This is a genomic window from Nocardioides sp. Z40_12 (assembly GCF_058215795.1).
Map to the genome: position 1 here is coordinate 198,806 of NZ_JBZAJA010000005.1, position 18,221 is coordinate 217,026.

The window sequence follows — 18,221 nt, forward strand, 5'->3', positions numbered from 1 at the left end:
CGCAGATCAGGTCTCGGACCCACCCACCGCAGGTGCGGTCAATGGGTGACGAGCTCCGCTTCGAGCCGCTGCGCGGCTGACGGAGTCGCTGCTGCCTGCTCCGTGACCAGAACGACCCGGCCGATCGAGCCGGTGTAGCGATACTCGTCGCCGCGGGAGTAGTCATCGGTCACGGGCGTCCCGGGGTTCGCCCCGACGGTGAGCCGCCCCGCGCCGAACATCGCTGTCCTCGGCACTCTCCCCTCCCCGAGAAGTACCCCGTCGAGGAAGAGCCTTCCGACACCCGACCGGCCCAGCCCGCCACCGTCGTACTCGAACTCGTACTCCGCCACGTGCTCCCCCGCCGGGAGCGGTCGGTTGGCCCGCACGTGCGTCGTCTCGAGGCTGCACAGGTTGTGCGCGAAGGTGAGGATCCCCTGGCGCACGTAGAACGACAGGCCGTTGAACGAGCTGCCCAGACTCACCAGCACCCCGTCGGAGTCGTCGGAGTCGGCGATCAAGGGCACGGTGAACCGGAAGCTCCGGTTGGAGACGTTCGGGAACGAGGCGGAGGGCAGCCGACGGGTGGTGGGCGGGAGGGTGACCCGGTTGCCCACGTCGTTGACCCTGCGGCCTGCGATCCCGGCGTCGATCCGCTCGATCCCCCGGTCGTCCAGCGGGAGCACCTGGTGGATCCGGGCCTGCTCGAGGAAGAGCTCCTGCAGCGCAGCGAGCCGCTCGGGCTCCTCGGCCGCGAGGTCCCGCGCCTGGGAGAAGTCCCGGGTGATGTCGTAGAGCTCCCAGACGTCGTCCTCGAAGGGGATGGGATCGGTGTTGGAGAGATCCCAGGGCGACCGGTGCTTGGTGACCGCCGTCCATCCCTGGTGGTAGATACCCCGGTTGCCGAAGATCTCGAAGTACTGCGTGAGGTGACGGTCGGCGGCAGCACCGTCTCGCAGCGCATAGAGCATCGACGTGCCCTCGATCGGGCGCTGCACGATCCCGTCGACCCGCTCCGGGTGCGGGATCCCCGCGGCTTCCAGCACGGTGGGTGCCACGTCGATCACGTGGTGCCACTGGGTCCGGAGCGCGCCGCGGTCGGCGATGCCCGCCGGCCAGTGGACGACCAGGCCGTTGCGGGTGCCACCGAAGTGCGAGGCCACCTGCTTGGTCCACTGGAACGGCGTGTCCATGGCCAGCGCCCAGCCCACGGGGTAGTTGGCGTAGCTGGTCGGATCGCCGATCTCGTCGAGCCGCTCGAAGATCTCCTCGGCGGTCTCGGGGAGCCCGTTGTAGGTGCGCTGCTCGTTGAACGTGCCGGTCTGGCGACCCTCGCAGGACGCCCCGTTGTCGCCGAGGATGTAGAGGACGAGCGTGTTCTCGAGCTCGCCGCTCTCACGCAGGTGATCGACGAGCCGCCCCACCTGTGCGTCGGTGTGCTCGGCGAAGGCGGCGTAGACCTCCATCAGTCTCTCGGCCACCGCCCGCTCGGTCTCGGTGAGCTCGTCCCAGTGCGGAGCGCCGTCGGGCCAGGCGGTGAGCGCCGTCTCGGGGGGCACCACTCCCAGTTCCTTCTGCTTCGCCAGGGTGCGCTCACGCTGCTCGTCCCAGCCGTGCGAGAACTGGCCGCGGTACCGGTCCTTCCACGACTCCGGGACCTGGAAGGGCGAGTGGGTGGCGCCGAACGGCAGGTAGGCGAACCACGGCTTCCCCCGGTCCACGCTGCGGACCGAGTCGATCCAGTCGGCCGCCCGGTCCACCAGGTCCTCGGAGAGGTGGTAGCCCTCCTCAGGCGTGCGCGGTGGCTCGACCTGCGTCGTGCCGTCGAAGAGGGCCGGGTGGAACTGGTCGTCGGCGCCGCCGATGATGCCGTAGAACTTGTCGAACCCCTCCTCGGTGGGCCAGTGCGTGAAGGGACCGACGTGGGTGATCTCCTCCTGCGGGATCTGGTGCCACTTGCCGAAGACGCCCGTGGCGTAGCCGTTCTCCTTGAGCACCCGTGCCAGGGGGGCGGCGTCAAGCGGTCGGATCCCGGTGTAGCCAGGCGCGGTGGAGGCGAAGTCGGTGACGACGCCCATCCCCACGCTGTGGTGGTTGCGCCCTGTGAGCAGCGCCGCCCGGGTGGGCGAGCAGATCGCGGTGGTGTGGAACCGGTTGAACCGCAGGCCGTCCTCGGCCAGCTGCTCGGCGACCGGCATCGCGCAGGGCCCACCGAAGGCGGAAGAGGCGCCGAAGCCCATGTCGTCCAGGAGGACCACCAGCACGTTGGGGGCACCGTCGGGCGCCTCCACCCGGGCGGGCGCCGGGAACGGGGTGGCCTGCTGACGGTAGTCGTGCTGGGCCTCGACGTCGGGGCGGCTCAGCACGATCGGAAGGTCGGTCCGGTTCATCGAGGTCTCCTCGGGGGGACGGCGGGCGGCGGCGGATCGTGTGTCGGGGGTGGCGCTCACTGGCTCACCAGCTCGGCGCGCAACTGGTCGGCAAGGGAGACCTCGAGCGAGTCGGGCCCGGAGACGAGGGTCACCGTGTGCACCGTGCCGGTGTAGGGGTTCCCGGCCCCACGGGCGTAGTCCTGGGCGACCGGTGAGCCGCGGTCGATCCCGACGTTGGTGGTCTCGTTGGTGGAGAAGGTCATCGGGGTGGTCTGCGCCAGCCGCCCCTGCCCGGCAAGGGCCCCGTCGAGCCACAGCTCGACCGTCCCGCCCGCACCGAACGCGTCACCGTCGAAGTGGAAGAGCACGTCCAGGAGGTGCCGTCCCGCCGGCACCGGCTCGTCGGAGACCACGCTCGTCCAGTCGACCCCCAGTCGGTTGTGCACGTAGCGCACCTGTCCCGCGACGAGGTGGACCGCCAGCCCGCCAGGCGACCCACCGTGCGCGACGAGGACGCCGTCGCTGGCGTCGCTCTCAGCGGTGAAGTCGACGGTGATCCGGTAGGAGGTGGACGTGAGCCGCGGGGTGCCACGCATCCCGACGTAACGGTCGGCCGGGGTGAGGGTGACGCTGATCTCGCTGGGGAGCGTCGGCGGCCCCTGCTCGCCGGCCACCGGGAACTTCCCGACCCGGTCGTCCAGCGGCAGCACGTGGTACTTGCGGGCCTCGGTCAGGAAGAGCTCCTGCAGTTCGGCGAGCTTCTCGGGGAGCTGGTCAGCGAGGTCGTGGGCCTGCGCCCAGTCGGTGTTGGTGTCATAGAGCTCCCAGCGGTCGTCGGCGAAGGTCAGCGCTTCGCGGCTCGCGATCTCCCAGGGGGTGCGGTGCTTGCTGACGGCGGTCCAGCCGTTGTCGTAGATCGCCCGGTTGCCGAAGATCTCGAAATACTGCGTGGTGTGCCGGTCCTCTGCCTCGCGGTCCTCGAAGGTGTGCCGGAACGAGACGCCCTCGATCGGGTCCTGGGCGACACCGAGCAGCTCCTCGGGCTGGGGCAGCCCGGCGGCCTCAAGGATCGTGGGCAGCACGTCGATCACGTGGGTGAACTGCTCGCGGAGCTCGCCGCGGGCCTCGAACCCGGCCGGCCAGTGCACGATCATCCCGTTGCGGGTGCCGCCGAAGTGGGAGGCCGCCTGCTTCGTCCACTGGAAGGGGGCGTTCATCGCCACCGCCCAGCCCACCGGGTAGTGCGGGTAGGTCTCCGGGCCGCCGATCAGGTCGGCCTGGTCCACGACTCGCTGCGGGTCCTCGACGAGCCCGTTGATCGTGAGGTGCTCGTTGAGAGTGCCGCCGAGACCCCCCTCGGCCGCGGCGCCGTTGTCGCCGAGCACGTAGACCAGCAGCGTGTTGTCGAGCTCGCCGGTCTCCCGCAGGAAGTCCACCAGCCGACCGATCTGGGCGTCGGTGTGCTCGGCGAAGGCGGCGTAGGCCTCCATCAAGAGCTGGGCGGCCTCCTGCTCGACCGGTGTGAGCTCGTCCCAGAGCGGTACGCCGGGGGTCCACGGGGCCAGCTCGGTCTCGGGGGGCACCACACCGAGCTCCTTCTGCCGCGCCAGAGTCGCCTCCCGCTGCGCGTTCCACCCCTCGGCGAAGTCGCCGCGGTTGCGCCCGCGCCAGTCGCGCGGCAGGTGGAAGGGCGCGTGGGTGGCGCCGAAGGAGAGGTAGGTGAACCACGGCTTGTCGTCGCTCGAGCGACGAACCTGGGTGATCCACTGCTTCGCCTGGTCGACCATGTCTTCGGAGAAGTGGTAGCCCTCCTCCTCGGTGCCAGGCACGTCGATGGCGGCGGTGCCGTCGTAGAGGGTCGGGGTGAACTGGCTCGACTCCCCGGAGTTGATCCCGTAGAACTTCTCGAAGCCCTCACCGGTCGGCCACCGGTCGAAGGGGCCGGCCGGAGTGATCTCCCAGTCCGGGGTCTGGTGCCACTTGCCGAACGCTCCGGTGGCATAGCCGTTGAGCTTGAGGACCTGCGCCAGCGTTCCTTGGCTGGGCTCGCGCATCGCGTCGTAGCCCGGTGCATTGGTGGCGAAGTGGGTCAGGTTGCCCATCCCCACCGTGTGGTGGTTGCGCCCGGTGAGCAGGGCTGCCCGGGTGGGCGAGCAGATCGCCGTGGTGTGGAACCGGTTGTACCGCAGCCCGTTCCCGGCGAGCTGCTCGCTGACCGGCATCGCGCAAGGCCCGCCGAACGCCGAGGAGGCACCGAACCCCATGTCGTCGAGGAGGATCAGCAGCACGTTCGGGGCCCCCTCCGGCGCGGTCGGCACGCCGGGGCGCGGGAAGGGGACTGTCTGCTGCTGGATGGTCTCCGCAGCCTCGACGGGCTCGGTGGTGAAGTGGTGCGGCAGGCGAGTGCGGTCCATTGAGGATCTCCTGGTGTGGGCGGTGGGTGGACTGGCGAGCAGGTCGAACGTGAGCTGGGCCCGGCGTCAGGCGTCGTTGGCGCAGCGGAAGCCGACGTTGGCCGAGGTGGAGTGGGGGTCGTTGCTGGAGCGGGCGGCGACCCGGTAGCGGTTGCAGTAGGAGTCGTGACAGAGGAAGGAACCACCGCGCATCACCCGCTGGGCCCCTGTGTCGGGACCGCGAGGGTCTTCGAGGGGCGACTCGGCGTACCAGGTCGGTGAGAACCAGTCCTGGCACCACTCCCAGACGTTGCCGGCCATGTTCCACAGGCCGTGCCCGTTGGGGCGGTAGCTCTTGGCCGGGGCGGTCGTGAGGTGTCCGTCGTCCTCGGTGTTCTGCGTGGGGAACCGGCCTTGCCAGATGTTGAGCCGCCAGGAGCCGCCGGGGACGAGCTCGTCACCCCACGGCAGCCGCTTGCCCTCCAGGCCGCCGCGGGCGGCGTACTCCCACTCGGCCTCGGTGGGGAGCCGTTTCCCGGCCCACCGGCAGTAGGCGTCGGCGTCGTGCCAGGTGATGTGGACCACCGGGTGGTCGGGCTTGGCCTGGGAGCGCGCGCCGTGCGGGTGGCGCCAGTCGGCGCCTCGTACCGCGAGCCACCAGGGAGCGGAGTCGACCTGGTGCAGCACGTCGCTCGCAGGCGCGTCGAGTGCCAGGTGGAAGACCGCGGAGACCCCGAGCTGCTCGGCCTCCGTGACGTAGCCGGTCTCCTTGACGAACCGGGCGAAGTCGCGGTTGACCACTGCGGTCTCGTCCAGGAAGAAGTCCCGCAGCTGCACCCGGTGCACGGGGGTCTCCCCGTCGGCGGGGTAGCCCTCGTCGTGGTGGTCGCCCATCGAGAACGAGCCGCCGGGGATCCGGACCTGCCGCTTGGTGGGGCGCTGCGACGCCCGCGGCACCCCGTCACGGCCCGGGTTCGGTGTGGGCAGCAGCGCAGCTCCCGGCGCACCGGCGCCGAGTCCGCCTCCGCAGCAGCTGCTCATGCCGTCACCGAGATCTCGTCCACTGCCCTGTCGCGGTGCCGTGCTGCCGCCCGGTGGGCGTCCGACGCACGGGCCGAGGGGTCCGGGACAGGGACGGCAGCGAGCAGGGCCCGGGTGTAGTCGTCACGCGGAGCGGCGAACACCCCGGCGGCCGCGCCCTCCTCCACCACCCGGCCGGACCGGAGCACGGCGACCCGGTCTGCGACCTGGTGCACCACCGCGAGGTCATGGCTGATGAAGACGCAGGCGAAGCCGAGCTCGTGCTGCAGCCGGGTGAAGAGCTTCAACACCTCGGCCTGGATCGAGACGTCGAGGGCGCTGGTCGGCTCGTCGGCGATCACCAGGCGCGGAGAGAGCACCAGAGCTCGGGCCAGGGCGACCCGTTGCCGTTGCCCGCCCGAGAGCTGGTGCGGCAAGCGGCCGGCCAGGGAGGTGGGAAGCCGCACGGCGGCGAGGAGCTCCTCCACCCGGGCCCTCCGCTCGGCCGCCGTACCCACCCGCTGGATCTCCATCGGCTCCCGGATCGAAGCGCCCACGGTCAGTCGGGGGTCCAAGGACCCGGCCGGGTCCTGGTGGACCAGCGCCAGCTCGCGGCGCAGTCGCTGGAGCCCGCCGGCGCGCAGGCCCGCGAGGTCCTGCCCGGCGACCTCGACCCGTCCGCCGCTCGGGGAGACGAGGCCAGCGACCAGCCGACCCAGGGTGGTCTTGCCGGAGCCGGACTCCCCGACCAGGCCGAGGATCTCGCCTTCCCGCACGTCGAGGGTGACCTGATCGACGGCGCGGTAGGGGGCGTTCCCGTGCCGGCCCGCGAACTCCACGGAGACGTCGTGCAGGACCAGAGCGCGTGCCTCGGGGCGAGCGACGAGCGGCCGCTCCGTCTCTGCGGCACCCGCCGGCGTCGCCTCCGGCATCCGGGGTACGGCGTCCAGCAGTTGGCGCGTGTAGTCGTGCTCGGGTGCCTCGAAGAGCTGAACCGTGCGAGCGGCCTCCACCACCTCGCCGGTCTTGAGCACCACCACCCGGTCCGCACGCTCGGCGACCACCCCCATGTTGTGGGTGATCAGCAGGATCCCCATCCCCGTGCGGTCGCGCAGGCCGAGGAGCAGGTCGAGGATCTCGGCCTGCACCGTGACGTCCAGCGCGGTGGTGGGCTCGTCGGCCAGCAGCAGCTTGGGCTCGTTGGCCAGGGCCAGGGCGATCGCCACCCGTTGCTTCTGGCCACCGGAGAGCTGGTGGGGGAAGTAGTCGAGGCGACTCTCCGGCTCGGGCAGGTCGACCTGACGCAGCAGGTCGAGGGCCAGCGCCCGACCCTCGGCGCGTGAGACCTTGCGATGCGCCCGGATCGCCTGGAGCAGCTGCCAGCCCACCCGGCGCACCGGGTTGAGCGCACTCTGCGGCTCCTGGAACACCAGGGCGACCTGAGCCCCGCGGACCTGGTTGAGCGCCCGCTCGCCGGCACCCACCATCTCCTGGCCGAGCACCTTCACCGAGCCTCGGACCGTGGCGCCCTCGGGCAGCAGCCCGAGCACGGAGCGAGCAGTCATCGACTTGCCCGACCCGGACTCCCCCACCAGGGCGACGACCTCCCCGGCGTGCACGTCGACGTCGATCCCGGCGACCGCGGGTCGTGGGTGGGCGAAGTCGATGTGGAGGTCACGGACCTGTAGCAGCGGTGCGGGCATGTCTATCTCTTCCTCGAGTGGGCGGCGAGCGCCTCGGAGACCAGGAGCAGGCCGAGGACCAGGACCGCGACGACCACGAGCGGACCGATCACCGCCGTCGGGGCGTGGTACATCACGCGAGTCCCCTCCTTGATCAGGGAGCCCAGTGACGGCGTCGGCGGGCTGACCCCGAGGCCGAGGAAGCTCATCGCGCCCTCGATGAAGACCGCCACGGACATCCCCAGCGCCAGCTGCACCATCAGCGGTTCGAGGCTGTTGGGGAAGACGTGCCGGCGCAGGACCCACCAGGAGGAGGCACCGGCGACCCGGGCCGACTCCACGTACGGCAGCTCGCGGATCGTGAGCACGGAGGTGCGCATCAGGCGGCCGAACGCCGGAATCTCGGCGATCACCACGACGGCGGTGACGGTGACCAGCCCCGGCCCGACCAGCATGGTGAGGGCGATGGCGAGGATGATCGTGGGGAAGGCGAGGATCAGGTCGAGCAGCCGCTGGAGCAGCACGTCGGCCCACGCCCAGAACGAGGCGGCCAGCCCCAGAAGCGATCCCAGGGCCGCCCCCACCGGCACGGCCCCGAAGACCACCAGCAGATCGACCCGGATCCCGTGGAGCATCCGGGAGAAGAGGTCGCGGTTGACCTCGTCGGTTCCGAGCAGGTGGGCGCCGGACGGCGGGAGCATGTTGGCGCCGGGGACCTGCTCGTTGGGTCCGTAGGGGGACAGCCAGGGCGCCAGCAGTCCAGCGAGGACGACCACCCCGACCAGGACGGCCCCGACCAGCCCGCGGCCACGCGTGAGCGCGCGCCACACCTTCTCGGGCTCGGCGCTGGACTCGTCTGCGAGGACGGCGGCGTCCAGCACCGCGACGGGCTCGAGAGCGGGTTCCTGCACGCTCATGCGGCACCCCCCAGCCGGATCCGCGGATCCAGCCATGCGTGGGCCAGGTCGGTGGCCAGCTGGACCACCACGAACACCGTGACGGAGAGCAGGAGCATCACCTGCACCAGCGGGTAGTCGCGCCCCGAGATGCCGCGCTCGAGCAGGTGGCCCAGGCCCGGCCAGGCGAAGATCGACTCCACGATGACCGCGCCTCCGAGCAGGTGCCCGACCTGCAGACCGGTGACCGTGATGCTGGCCGGCAGGGCGTTGCGCAGCACCTGGGTCAGCACGATGCGGGTTCGCGGGATGCCCAGGGCACGGGCGGTTACGACGTACGGCTTGTGCATCTCGGTGCGCAAGCCGGCGGTGAGGAACCGGGTCAGTGAGGCGGCGATCGGAGCCGCCAGGCAGACCGCCGGCATCACGAGATACTGCAGGGTGATGTCGGGGCGTGCCGACAGTCCGCCCGGCGGCTCCCCGCCGGCGGGAAGCACCGGCCACAGCACCCCGAGCAGCAGCACCAGCACCACCCCGGTCACGAAGTTGGGGACAGCCACCGCCAGAGTGCTGAAGGCGGTGACGAGGCTGGTCAGCCAGCGCTTCTCGACAATCACCGAGATGGTGCTGACAGCCAGCGCGACCCCGACCGCCAGGGCGAGCGCCACTGCGGCGAGGACCAACGTGTTGCCCGCGGCAGCGAGCACCAGCTCGTTGATCGGCCCGCCGACCACCATGGAGCGGCCGAGGTCGAGGGTGAGCAGCGCCCCGACCCAGTTGAAGTACTGAGCGACCTGAGAGCCGGTCAGACCGAGCTCCTGGCGCAGCGCCTCCAGCGCCTCTGGCCCGGCGTCGGCCCCGGCGAGCACCGTGGCCGGGTCACCGGGGACGAGCCGGAGCAGGGTGAAGACCAGCACGGACGCGACGGTCAGCACCCCGAGCGCCGACGGGATGCGGGAGAGCGCGTATCTGGCCACCCGTCACTCGCTCACTGTGGCGTCGGCGAGGTCGATCTCGCCGCGCTTGGACCAGGCCACACCCTCGAGCCCGGCCTTGGTGGCGAACTGGTGCTCATAGTTGACGAGGCCGATGACGAAGGCGCCCTCGAGCAGGTCCCCGTTCAGGGCGCCGTAGGCCTTCTCGGCGTCCGAGGAGAGGCCGTCGGACACCTTCCAGGCGGCCTCGGCGTGCTTCTGGTAGTCGGCATCGACGTAGTTGGAGGCGTTCCGCTCGGAGTTGAACGGATAGGCGCTCACCGTCAACGTCGAGGGCACGTACTGCGCGAAGGCGTGGATGTTGAGCCAGAGGCCCTTGTAGCTGCCCTCCAGCAGCGCCTTGCCGGACGTCGCGATGTCCAGGGGTTCGATCTTGGTCTCGATGCCGATCTCGGCAAGGTTGTCCTGGATGATCAGCGCGATCTGCTCGAAGACCCCGCTGCCGGCTCCGAAGCTGATGACGATCGGCGGCACGTCGCCGACCGCCTCGACGAGCTTGCGGGCGGCGTCGAGATCACCGGTGTAGGTCTGGTTTGCCTGGTCGTCGTGCGCCGGGGAGTAGTCGGGCCACGGCAGGTTGTCGGTGTCGCCGTGACCGCGGTAGACCTCCTCGAGGATGCGGTCGCGGTCGATCGCTTGGGCGATGGCCTGTCGGACCCTGACGTCGTCGAGCCCGGGCGCCTTGACGTTGGCGCCGAGGTAGAGGGTGCGCTCCACACCGTCGAGGTCGAGGACCTGGAAGGCAGCGTCGTCCTCGAACGCCTCCACGTCGCGGCTCGTCGGGGTGAGCAGGACGTCGACCTGGCCGGACCGAAGCTGGGCGGACTGCGTCTGCGGGTCGGGGACGACGACGAGCTCGACGGTGTCGAGGTTGGGGCGGCCGTCCCAGTAGTCGTCGTTCGCCTCGAAGGTGATCTTGGAGTTGGGGGTCCAGCCCGTGAACCTGAAGGGGCCGGTGCCGATGTAGGACTTGCCTGTGCCGAACTCCGCCAGGGACTCCGCGTCGATGATCGGGACGATGTCGAGGAGGTCGAGGATGTTGCCGACAGGGTGCGCGAGGGTGAGCACGACCGCGTGCTCGTCGCTCGTGTCGTAGTCGGTGATCACGGCGGCGGTGCGCCCGAGCTGGCCGGCCCGCGTGGGGTCGGTGTAGGCCTTGAGGCTGGCCTCGACGTCCTTGGAGGTGAAGGGGCGTCCGCTGTGGAAGGTCACGTCGTCGCGCAGCTGGAGAGAGACCGTCCGGCCGTCCTTCGAGATCTCCCACTCGGTGGCAAGGCGGGGCTGGGGCTCCAGGGAGTCTCCGGGGTAGTCGATCAGGGACTCGTAGACCAGGCCGGAGATGGTGTTCTGGCTGTCCATCCCCTGGTAGAAGGTGGTCGGCTGGTGATCGACGCCCGTCACCAGGGTGACCGAGCCGCCCTTCTGGGGGTCGCCACCGGTGCCACCGGAGGCCTCGTCCACCGCGGAGCTGCAGCCTGTCGCGAGCGACAGGAGCACGGCCGCGGTGGCGAGTGCAGGACCGCGGTGCAGACGGGAGTTCGATGGCATGGGGGATTTCCTCTCGGGTGGTGCTAGGTGATCCGGTCGGTGGGGGAATGCGGGGTGCGGTCAGCTGGGTGAGGCGCCCGGCAACGAGCGCGCTGGCAGCCGGCTGGGTCACCCGGACATGCGCCGGGCGAGTTCGGGCTGGGCTGGCGGGTGCCTTCGCGGCACCGCGTCGAGGGGGTCTCGCAGCACCGCCTCCATGGCGGCGGCGCAGGCGGAGGCGGCTTGGACCCCGCCGTCGAACCGCGCGATGGCGAGGGGCATCGGGGGCAAGGTCGTGGCAGCCTCGAAGGCAGCGGTGAGCTCGCGGTGGGCGGTCTCGCCCGAGCTGAAGGCCTCACCCACCAGGACGACGCGCTCAGGGTCGACGATGTCGCGCACGGCGGCGACGGCGCGGCCGAGCACCTGGGCGCGGGTGCGCAGCATCGCCACCGCCCGTGGGTCGCCGGCCGCGCCGAGCTCGTGCAGGCTCTCGATCCGCGGTGCGGCGACCCAGCCGTGGTGATGGGCACGGGCCGCCAGGTCCGCGTCACTGGCGACGACCTGGAGACACCCTGTGCGGCCGCAGGCGCACTCGCCGGACTCGCCGGTGGGCAGGTGATCCAGGCTGTTGACCCCCGGGACGACGACCTGGTCGTCGAGGTCGTGGGCCACGGCGTAGGAGACGGTGTCCCGGGCATAGACGTAGGCCGTCGAGACGCCCTTGGCGGCGGGGTCGCGCAGGCCGGCCGCTGCGACGCCCACCAGGTGCTCGGTCACGACGACGTCGAGCCCCAGCTCCTCCTCCAGCAGCAGCTTCACCTCGGTGCGAGGGATTTCGAGTCCCGACCATGACGCGACGGCGCCGACCCCCACCGGGGTGCGGAAGCGCAGCGAGCGCAGCTGGCCGGCCACGGCCTCGGCGGCTCTGCACAGGTCAGTCTCCAGCGAGTCGCCCCGGGCCAGGATGGCGCGTCGCAGGCACCGGCCGTCGAGCGTGGTGCAGGCGACCGTCAGGACGTGGCGTCCTACGTGCACCCCGACGAGCGTGTAGGACTCCTGGTCGAGCCCGACCGGGATGCCGGGACGCCCCGTCGCTCCGGGCACAGCCAGGTCGTGGCGTTCGCGAACGAGTCCGGTCTCGAGGAGGGCGGTGAGCGCACGAGACACGCTGGCGGCACTACAGCCGGTGGCGGCGGCCAGCCGCTCGCGCGTGGTGGGACCGCCACTGTGCAGACGCTCCAGGACGCGGGAGACGACGGGCCCACGCCGGCCGTGCGCCAGCACGACGAACGGGCTCCGACCCATCCCGCCTCACCCCCCACTTCCGCCTGATCTATATATTGTTACGTAATTCAGTAAAGATTGCGGACAAAGTATGGCCCTCCAGGGGCGCTACCTCAAGTGGGTGCGCGAGTTCCGTCCAGCGTGGAAGAAAGGCACGCCCGTCACTCGGGGAAAGAGGTCGATGGATCGAAGCTCGATGGCCGCCGACCCGGCACCATGTGATCTGCGCCATTGCCAATCTGTGAGTTTCGCTCAGGCGCTGGCCGCAACGCGGTCTTCCGTGGGATCCCCTCCCCACTACCGTTCAGTAGTGATAGGCAGGGAGTGACGTGCATCAGAGGGTCAGCGACAATTCGACGGAAGGCTGAACATTCTCGGGATTCAGCGGGGGGATTCCATGGCACATGCACCACCACAGGTCGCCACCAAAGAGGCGACCGGAGACGGTCTTACGCGGCCGCCACATTCCCAGACCCGGCCGAAGCGCTGGCGGGCGCGAAACCAGAGCCAGTTCATTCGCGCCATTCCGTATCTGGTCTTCGTGGTGGACGCCCTGCTTCTCACCATGACCCTCGTCTCCGCGGCCTATCTGCGCGACCGGGTCGAGTGGGGTCTCGATAGTGACATCACCGGTGATGTGCGTTGGCTTGCCCCGCTGATCGCCCTGGGCTGGCTCGCGGGCATCTTCTTCCTCGGCGGGTATCGACCGGAAGTCTTTGACGCGGGTCTCGAAGAATACAAACGCGTCTTCCGCGGCACGCTTGTCGCCGCGGCCACCGTCGGCATCGGGTGCTACCTCTTCAAGTACGACCTGTCGCGGGGCTTCTTCGTGCTCGCGTTCTCCTCCGGAACAGTGATGCTGCTCCTGGGCCGATATGGGTTGCGGCATGCGGCGTATGCGCTCAGGAAGCGGGGGCACCTGCTGCACAAGGTTGTCATCGCAGGCTCGCGCTCCCACACCGACGAGCTTGCGACCAACCTCGCCCGCGAGCGGCGACTCGGCTACCAGGTGATCGGTGCGGTCACACCGGCCTATGACATGAATGAGCTCACCCCCAACGGCCTCACGGTCTTCGGCGACATCGAGGATCTGGCTCGGATCGCCATCGAGTCCGGCTCCGACGTGGTCTTCATCGCCGGCGGAGCCTTCGGCGCGTCGAGTCAGCTCAAAGAGCTCGCCTGGGCGTTGGAGAACCACGACATCCAGCTCGTGGTGGCGCCGAGCCTCACCGATGTGTCGGGCGAGCGCGTGCGTTTCCGTCCCGTAGCTGGCCTGCCGCTCATCCACGTTGACGGGCCGCGCGGTCACCTCGCGACCCGGGGGGGCAAGCGAGTCTTCGACACGTTCGCCTCAGTCGCCTTGATCCTGCTCCTGAGTCCGGTTCTCGTGGCTATTGCCCTACGCATCAAGCTCCACGACGGCGGCCCGGTGCTCTTCCGCCAGACCCGAACCGGCAGAGACGAGAAGGAGTTCGCCTGCCTCAAGTTCCGCACCATGGTCGTTGATGCCGAGGGGCTTCTGGAGAAGCTCCGCGCCCAGCAGGAGCAAGAGGGTTTTCTCTTCAAGATGAAGGACGACCCTCGGATCACTGGCCCTGGCAAGCTCCTCCGTCGTCTCTCTCTGGACGAGCTCCCCCAGCTCTTCAACGTGCTCCGCGGCGACATGAGCCTGGTTGGACCGCGACCGCCCCTCCCGGATGAAGTTGCGAACTACTCGACTGACATGAGGCGGCGCCTGCGGGTGCGTCCGGGCATGACCGGTCTCTGGCAGGTCTCCGGGCGCTCTGACCTGTCTTGGGCCGAGACGGTGCGGCTCGACCTCTACTACGTGGACAACTGGTCCATGCTTCAGGATCTCGCGATCCTCTGGCGCACCGTGGGCGCGGTCCTCAGTTCCCGCGGCGCTTACTGAGCCAGTCTCAGCGATCGCCCAAGAGCCCGATCAGGTAGGCGCCGTAGCCGCTCTTGCGCAGCGGCTCGGCGCGTGCGAGGAGCTCGTCGTCGTTGAGCCACCCCATCCGCCAGGCGACCTCCTCGGGGGCGCCGACCTTGAAGCCCTGACGGCTCTCGATGGTGCGCACGAAGTTGGAGGCGTCGTTGAGGGAGTCGAAGGTGCCGGTGTCGAGCCACGCGGTGCCGCGGGGCAGCACCGAGACCTGGAGCCGACCCTCGTCGAGGTAGCGGCGGTTCAAGTCGGTGATCTCCAGCTCGCCGCGCGGCGAGGGCTTCAGCTCCTTGGCGTAGCCGACCACGTCGTTGTCGTAGAAGTAGAGACCCGGCACGGCGTACGAGCTCTTCGGCTCGGCCGGCTTCTCCTCCAGGGAGATGGCCCGGCCCTGGTCGTCGAACTCGACCACGCCGTAGGCGGTGGGGTCGGCGACGTGGTAGCCGAAGACCGCGGCGCCCTTGATGTCGGCGAACTCGGAGAGCTGGTTGCCCACCCCCGTGCCGTAGAAGATGTTGTCGCCGAGCACGAGGCCGGCGGTGTCGGAGCCGATGTGCTTCTCACCGATCAGGAACGCCTGGGCCAGCCCGTCGGGGCTGGCCTGCACCGCGAAGCTGATGTTGATGCCGAACTGCGAGCCGTCGCCGAGCAGCCGCTCGAACGCCGCGGCCTCGTGTGGGGTGGTGATCACCAGCACGTCGCGGATGCCCGCCAGCATCAGCGTGGTGAGCGGGTAGTAGATCATCGGCTTGTCGTAGACCGGCACGAGCTGCTTGCTGATGCCCTGGGTGATCGGGTGCAGTCGCGAGCCGGTCCCGCCGGCCAGGATGATTCCACGCATGCGGCCCACCCTAGGGCTTCCGTCCCGTCCCTCTAGACTCCACGTCCATGACGCGTCTACTCGTGACCGGCGGGGCCGGCTTCATCGGCTCCAACTTCGTCCACTACCTGATGGAGCACACTGACGCGACGGTCACGGTGCTGGACAAGCTGACCTACGCCGCCAGCCGCGAGGCGCTGGAGGGGCTCCCGGCAGACCGGGTCGAGCTGGTCGTGGGCGACATCGCCGACGCGAGTGTCGTCGACCCGCTGGTCGCCTCCCACGACGCGGTGGTCCACTACGCGGCCGAGTCGCACAACGACAACTCGCTGCACGACCCGAGCCCGTTCATCCAGACCAACATCATCGGGACGTTCACGATCCTCGAGGCGGTGCGCAAGCACGGCGTCCGGCTGCACCACATCTCCACCGACGAGGTCTACGGCGACCTCGAGCTGGACGACCCGAAGCGGTTCACCGAGGACACCGCCTACAACCCGAGCAGCCCCTACTCGGCGTCCAAGGCTGCCTCCGACCACCTGGTCCGCGCCTGGGTGCGCAGCTTCGGGGTGCAGGCCACGCTGTCGAACTGCTCCAACAACTACGGCCCGTGGCAGCACATCGAGAAGTTCATCCCGCGCCAGATCACCGAGGTCATCGACGGCCGCCGTCCCAAGCTCTACGGGTCGGGCGAGAACGTCCGCGACTGGATCCACGCCGACGACCACTCCTCCGCCGTCTGGACGATCCTCAACAAGGGCCGGATCGGGGAGACCTACCTGATCGGCGCCGACGGGGAGAAGAACAACCTCGAGGTCGTGCAGCTGATCCTCAAGCACTTCGGCCGCGCCGAGGACGACTTCGAGCACGTCAACGACCGCGCCGGCCACGACCTTCGCTACGCGATCGAGTCCGGCAAGCTGCGCACCGAGCTGGGCTGGGAGCCGAAGTTCCAGAACTTCGAGGACGGGCTGGGCCGCACCATCGAGTGGTACCAGGAGCACCAGGACTGGTGGCGCCCCGCCAAGGAGGCCACCGAGGCCGCCTACGCGGCGAAGGGGCAGTGACCCCCGTGGCCGACACTTCGCTCCCCTCCCTCGAGACCACCCCCATCCCGGGCCTGGTCGTTGTCCGACTCGACCTGCGCGAGGACGCCCGCGGCTTCTTCAAGGAGAACTGGCAGCGGGAGAAGATGGTGGCGATCGGGCTGCCCGACTTCGGCCCGGTGCAGAACAACGTCTCCTTCAACTCCGACCGGGGCGTGACCCGCGGCATCCACACCGAGCCGTGGGACAAGTTCATCTCCCTGGCCACCGGCCGGATCTTCGGCGCCTGGGTCGACATGCGCGAGGGCGAGACCTTCGGCGCCACGTTCACCCTCGAGATGGATCCCTCGGTGGCGATCTTCGTCCCCCGCGGCGTCGGCAACAGCTATCAGACGCTCGAGGACGACACCGCCTACACCTACCTGGTCAACCAGCACTGGCGGCCGGGCATCACCTATCCGGCCCTGGATCTCGCCGACCCGACGGTGGCGATCCCGTGGCCGATCCCGCTGGACGAGGCGATCATCTCCGAGAAGGACCAGAACAACCCCGCGCTCGACCCGAGCACCGCGATCGCGCGGCAGAAGACGCTGATCATCGGCGCGAAGGGCCAGCTGGGCCGGGCGCTCCAGGCCGACTTCCCCGACGCCGAGCTGGTCGACCTCGACGAGCTCGACGTGACCGACGCGGAGCAGGTTGCGGCGTGGCCCTGGCGCGACTACGACCTGGTGCTCAACGCTGCGGCGTACACCGCGGTCGACGCCGCGGAGACCCCCGAGGGCCGAGTGACCGCCTGGGCTGCCAACGCCTCGGCCCCGGCCACCCTGGCCGCGCTGGCCCGCGAGCACGGCTTCACGCTCGTGCACTACTCCTCTGAGTACGTCTTCGACGGCACCGCGCCGCTCGAGCCCGGCCACACCGAGGACGAGCCCCTCTCCCCGCTGGGGGTCTACGCCCAGTCCAAGGCGGCGGGCGACCTCGCCGTGGGCTTGGCCCCGAAGCACTACCTGCTGCGCACGTCGTGGGTGATCGGCGAGGGCAACAACTTCGTCCGGACGATGCGCTCGCTCGCCGAGCGCGGGATCTCCCCGGGCGTGGTCGACGACCAGATCGGCCGGCTCACCTTCACCACCGAGCTCTCCCGGGCCACCAAGCACCTGCTGGAGACCGGCGCCGACTTCGGCACCTACAACCTCTCCAACGCCGGCCCGGCGCGCTCGTGGTGCGAGATCGCCCGCGACGTCTTCGAGCTCAGCGGCCGCAGCCGCGACGACGTCTCGGCGGTCACCACCGAGGAGTACTACGCCGGCAAGGAGGGCATCGCTCCCCGTCCGCTGCACAGCGCGATGGACCTGGCGAAGATCCGCGCCACCGGGTTCGAGCCGGAGGACGCCGCTGAGGCGCTCCGCCGCTACCTCGCGGGCTGAGGGAAGAGACCGCCGCGCTCAGGCGTCGGCGGTCTCCGACTCGGACTCCTGGCGACCGTAGTCGTCCTCGAGGCGGCAGATGTCGTCCTCGCCGGTGTAGGCGCCGTGCTGAACCTCGATGATGATGAGCTCTTCGGCGTGCATGTTGGTGATGCGGTGTGCCGCACCCTGGGCCACGTCGACGGACTCGCCGGGGCCGGCCACGATGGTCTCGCCGTCGACCACGCAGGTCGCGACGCCGAAGATGACGACCCAGTGCTCGGAGCGGTGCTCGTGGGTCTGGTAGGAGAGCCGCTGGCCGGGCAGCACGTGGATCCGCTTCACCTTGTAGCCCTGGCCGTTGTCGATGACGTGCCAGGAGCCCCAGGGGCGTTCCTCGGATGCCAGCATGTGTCTCTCCCCGTTCGTTCCGTCTGGTGTGTTGCCGGCCAACGGTAGCGTGACGGGGGTCGCACGCCCGCGCCTGGTCAGCGCCTGGTCACGCCCTGGAGCGCGGGCCGCACGTCGGCGAGGTAGACGAAGGCCGCGATGGTGAAGGCGATGTTGATCAGTCCGAGCACCCCGGGCAGCACCAGCGCCGCGACGAAGCCCAGGCCCAGGATCAGGCACCAGGTCACCTTGGTCAGCTTGCCGGCCGCCTCGTAGGCCTCCGCGGAGAACATCAGCGACGTGACGAAGGCGAACCCCTTCACCAGCAGCAGGCCGAGGAAGACGACCAGCATGAGGCCGCCCTGAAACGCGAAGAAGTCCACAGGGTCAGGATACGTGCTGACACACGGGAGCCCCGGGCGCGTCCGCGCCCGGGGCTCCCGTGTCGTGCCGCGTGGTCAGAAGA

The 18,221-nt window shown here is 69.8% G+C and carries 14 protein-coding genes; 3 read left to right on the forward strand and 11 right to left on the reverse strand.

Annotated features, from left to right (window positions below; genetic code table 11):
• Positions 1-38 precede the first annotated feature (38 nt).
• The 8 genes from AC4BG9_RS11625 to AC4BG9_RS11660 all read right to left on the reverse strand — a co-directional run bounded on the left by AC4BG9_RS11625 (position 39) and on the right by AC4BG9_RS11660 (position 12,169).
• Positions 39-2,369, reverse strand: coding sequence for an arylsulfatase (locus tag AC4BG9_RS11625; RefSeq protein ID WP_490571259.1), 2,331 nt, complete (start codon positions 2,367-2,369; stop codon positions 39-41).
• A 56-nt stretch (positions 2,370-2,425) separates the two neighbouring features.
• Positions 2,426-4,765, reverse strand: coding sequence for an arylsulfatase (locus AC4BG9_RS11630; RefSeq protein WP_490571260.1), 2,340 nt, complete (start codon positions 4,763-4,765; stop codon positions 2,426-2,428).
• 66 nt (positions 4,766-4,831) lie between these two features.
• The gene (locus tag AC4BG9_RS11635) at positions 4,832-5,785 is read right to left on the reverse strand and encodes a formylglycine-generating enzyme family protein (RefSeq protein ID WP_490571261.1); all 954 of its coding nucleotides are present in this window, start codon (positions 5,783-5,785) and stop codon (positions 4,832-4,834) included.
• Positions 5,782-7,467 (reverse strand): dipeptide ABC transporter ATP-binding protein, encoded by a 1,686-nt coding sequence (locus AC4BG9_RS11640; protein ID WP_490571262.1) that lies wholly within the window; start codon positions 7,465-7,467, stop codon positions 5,782-5,784. The genes AC4BG9_RS11635 and AC4BG9_RS11640 overlap by 4 nt, the downstream gene beginning before the upstream one ends.
• Positions 7,468-7,469: 2 nt before the next feature.
• On the reverse strand, positions 7,470-8,363 hold the full coding sequence (locus AC4BG9_RS11645) for an ABC transporter permease (RefSeq protein ID WP_490571263.1): 894 nt from the start codon (positions 8,361-8,363) through the stop codon (positions 7,470-7,472).
• Entirely contained in the window at positions 8,360-9,319 is a 960-nt protein-coding gene (locus AC4BG9_RS11650; RefSeq protein ID WP_490571264.1) for an ABC transporter permease, read from the reverse strand. Before AC4BG9_RS11650 ends, AC4BG9_RS11645 begins: the two co-directional genes overlap by 4 nt.
• Before the next feature lie 3 nt (positions 9,320-9,322).
• Positions 9,323-10,885: an ABC transporter substrate-binding protein gene (locus AC4BG9_RS11655; protein WP_490571265.1), complete on the reverse strand. Its 1,563-nt coding sequence runs from the start codon at positions 10,883-10,885 to the stop codon at positions 9,323-9,325.
• Between the two features lie 108 nt (positions 10,886-10,993).
• Positions 10,994-12,169 (reverse strand): ROK family protein, encoded by a 1,176-nt coding sequence (locus AC4BG9_RS11660; protein ID WP_490571266.1) that lies wholly within the window; start codon positions 12,167-12,169, stop codon positions 10,994-10,996.
• 376 nt (positions 12,170-12,545) lie between these two features.
• On the opposite strand from AC4BG9_RS11660, the gene AC4BG9_RS11665 reads away from it, so the two are divergent.
• Positions 12,546-14,060, forward strand: coding sequence for a sugar transferase (locus tag AC4BG9_RS11665; RefSeq protein WP_490571267.1), 1,515 nt, complete (start codon positions 12,546-12,548; stop codon positions 14,058-14,060).
• Between the two features lie 7 nt (positions 14,061-14,067).
• Here the strand turns inward: AC4BG9_RS11665 and rfbA are convergent, their stop codons facing one another.
• Entirely contained in the window at positions 14,068-14,934 is an 867-nt protein-coding gene (rfbA, locus tag AC4BG9_RS11670; RefSeq protein WP_490571268.1) for a glucose-1-phosphate thymidylyltransferase RfbA, read from the reverse strand.
• A 47-nt stretch (positions 14,935-14,981) separates the two neighbouring features.
• On the opposite strand from rfbA, the gene rfbB reads away from it, so the two are divergent.
• Together rfbB and AC4BG9_RS11680 are read left to right on the forward strand one after the other, a co-directional pair.
• Complete coding sequence (rfbB, locus tag AC4BG9_RS11675; protein ID WP_490571269.1) at positions 14,982-15,980, forward strand: dTDP-glucose 4,6-dehydratase; 999 nt, start codon at positions 14,982-14,984, stop codon at positions 15,978-15,980.
• Between the two features lie 5 nt (positions 15,981-15,985).
• On the forward strand, positions 15,986-17,386 hold the full coding sequence (locus AC4BG9_RS11680) for a sugar nucleotide-binding protein (RefSeq protein ID WP_490571270.1): 1,401 nt from the start codon (positions 15,986-15,988) through the stop codon (positions 17,384-17,386).
• A gap of 18 nt (positions 17,387-17,404) precedes the next feature.
• Here AC4BG9_RS11680 and AC4BG9_RS11685 read toward each other — a convergent pair whose 3' ends face one another.
• Together AC4BG9_RS11685 and AC4BG9_RS11690 are read right to left on the reverse strand one after the other, a co-directional pair.
• Entirely contained in the window at positions 17,405-17,776 is a 372-nt protein-coding gene (locus AC4BG9_RS11685; RefSeq protein ID WP_490571271.1) for a phosphomannose isomerase type II C-terminal cupin domain, read from the reverse strand.
• A gap of 77 nt (positions 17,777-17,853) precedes the next feature.
• Positions 17,854-18,138 carry a DUF2516 family protein gene (locus AC4BG9_RS11690; RefSeq protein ID WP_490571272.1) on the reverse strand — a complete coding sequence of 95 codons (285 nt, stop codon included), beginning with the start codon at positions 18,136-18,138 and terminating at the stop codon, positions 17,854-17,856.
• Between the last annotated feature and the right edge of the window lie 83 nt (positions 18,139-18,221).

What these genes read in the sequence shown, in the direction of transcription:
- AC4BG9_RS11665 (WP_490571267.1), top strand. Translation starts at nt 12,546, where the DNA reads ATGGCACATGCACCACCACAGGTCGCCACCAAAGAGGCGACCGGAGAC.
- AC4BG9_RS11635 (WP_490571261.1), bottom strand. Translation starts at nt 5,785, where the DNA reads ATGAGCAGCTGCTGCGGAGGCGGACTCGGCGCCGGTGCGCCGGGAGCT.
- AC4BG9_RS11630 (WP_490571260.1), bottom strand. Translation starts at nt 4,765, where the DNA reads ATGGACCGCACTCGCCTGCCGCACCACTTCACCACCGAGCCCGTCGAG.
- rfbA (WP_490571268.1), bottom strand. Translation starts at nt 14,934, where the DNA reads ATGCGTGGAATCATCCTGGCCGGCGGGACCGGCTCGCGACTGCACCCG.
- AC4BG9_RS11685 (WP_490571271.1), bottom strand. Translation starts at nt 17,776, where the DNA reads ATGCTGGCATCCGAGGAACGCCCCTGGGGCTCCTGGCACGTCATCGAC.
- AC4BG9_RS11655 (WP_490571265.1), bottom strand. Translation starts at nt 10,885, where the DNA reads ATGCCATCGAACTCCCGTCTGCACCGCGGTCCTGCACTCGCCACCGCG.
- AC4BG9_RS11640 (WP_490571262.1), bottom strand. Translation starts at nt 7,467, where the DNA reads ATGCCCGCACCGCTGCTACAGGTCCGTGACCTCCACATCGACTTCGCC.
- AC4BG9_RS11660 (WP_490571266.1), bottom strand. Translation starts at nt 12,169, where the DNA reads ATGGGTCGGAGCCCGTTCGTCGTGCTGGCGCACGGCCGGCGTGGGCCC.
- rfbB (WP_490571269.1), top strand. Translation starts at nt 14,982, where the DNA reads ATGACGCGTCTACTCGTGACCGGCGGGGCCGGCTTCATCGGCTCCAAC.
- AC4BG9_RS11625 (WP_490571259.1), bottom strand. Translation starts at nt 2,369, where the DNA reads ATGAACCGGACCGACCTTCCGATCGTGCTGAGCCGCCCCGACGTCGAG.
- AC4BG9_RS11645 (WP_490571263.1), bottom strand. Translation starts at nt 8,363, where the DNA reads ATGAGCGTGCAGGAACCCGCTCTCGAGCCCGTCGCGGTGCTGGACGCC.